Genomic DNA, 1,463 nt, shown 5'->3' with positions numbered 1-1,463 from the left:
AAATTCCTGACCAACGTCCGGGCGGCGTAAACCTTCGCCCGATCAAAACCACGGGCGGCGCCGAAAGCGCCGCTCGTTTGTCTTGCCGGGCAGCATGAGATCGGCCGCAGGTGGTCCTCGCGGGAACTGGCCGTAATCTTACGGGCGGGCCGTTTCATCGATGGTTAAATCGGATTCACGAAGGTTGAGAGAGCGGAGCCTCGTGCATGGCGGGTCCCGATTGGAATGATTTCATCCTGAGAGCGGTCTGCTGGGGGCCCCGATGCGCAAGAATTTTCCGGTCACTGATGTCGAATATCCGGTCAGCGACGAGACGCTGATCGTTTCGCGGACCGATCTCAAGGGCAAGCTCACCTACTTCAACGAAGACTTCCTCGCCGCGGCCGGATTCACGTCGGCCGAGCTGATGGGCCAGCCGCACAATATCGTCCGCCACCCCGACATGCCGCCGGAGGCGTTCGACAATCTCTGGGACACGCTGAAGGCCGGCAAGCCGTGGCTCGGCGCGGTGAAGAACCGCCGCAAGAACGGCGACTTCTACTGGGTGCTGGCGACGGCTTCGCCGATCCGGGAGAACGGCCAGGTCAAGGGTTACACCTCGATCCGCACAAAACTGCCGGCCGATCAGCGCAAGCTCGCCGAGGAGGTCTACGCCGCGATCCGCGAGAAGAAGCCGCACGGCTATCGCGTCGACGCCGGCATCATCCGTCGCCGCTCGTGGCTCGACCGCTTCAGTGTCTTTACCGGCACGCTGAAGGCGCGCCTCGTCACGACCATGGCGCTCCAGGCGCTGTTCATGCTCGCGCTTGGAACCGGCGGCGCGCTCGCTTCCGGCGGGTCGGCCAGCCTGATGCTGTCGGCGCTGGCCGTCGTTGGCGCCGCCGTCGTCGGTTTCGCTGGCCTTGCAACCATGCGTGCGATCCAGGGGCCGATGCAGCAGCTCAACGACACCCTGGTCAACCTCGTGCAGGACAAGCTCGACAACCGCATCGNNCGAGCGCGACGACGAGATCGGCGAGGCGCTGCGCAACCTTCAGACCGTGCAGACCATCATCCGCTTCAGCCGCGACGAGGTGCAGGCGGTGCAGCGCCGTGCCGAGACGCAGCGCAAATCCGACATGACCAAGCTTGCCGACGGCTTCGAGGCCGCGATCGGTGAGATCGTCGAGACGGTGTCGTCGGCCGCAACCGAGCTCGAGGCATCAGCCTCGACCCTATCCTCGACCGCGGGTCGGGCGCAGGAACTGGCCACAGTGGTGGCATCCGGCTCGGAAGCAGCGTCCACCAATGTCCACTCGGTGGCATCGGCCGCCGAAGAGATGTCGTCCTCGGTGCGCGAGATCGGCCGTCAGGTGCAGGACTCCTCCCGGATCGCAGGCGAGGCGGTCAGCCAGGCACAGGCCACCACGGAGCGCGTCAGCGAATTGTCACGGGCCGCGTCGCGGATCGGTGACGTCGTCGAG

General features: G+C 65.4%; 1 pseudogene. It reads left to right on the top strand.

The annotated features are described in order from the left end of the window. Positions 1-262: 262 nt before the first annotated feature. Positions 263-1,463 (top strand): annotated as a pseudogene (locus AABA86_RS30240) (PAS domain-containing protein); the annotation flags it as partial.

It is taken from the genome of Bradyrhizobium sp. TM233, assembly GCF_036247965.1.
GTDB classification, from domain to species: domain Bacteria; phylum Pseudomonadota; class Alphaproteobacteria; order Rhizobiales; family Xanthobacteraceae; genus Bradyrhizobium; species Bradyrhizobium ottawaense.
The sequence above is the reverse complement of the archived record's forward strand: the minus strand, read 5'-3'. Positions and strand labels throughout refer to the sequence as shown.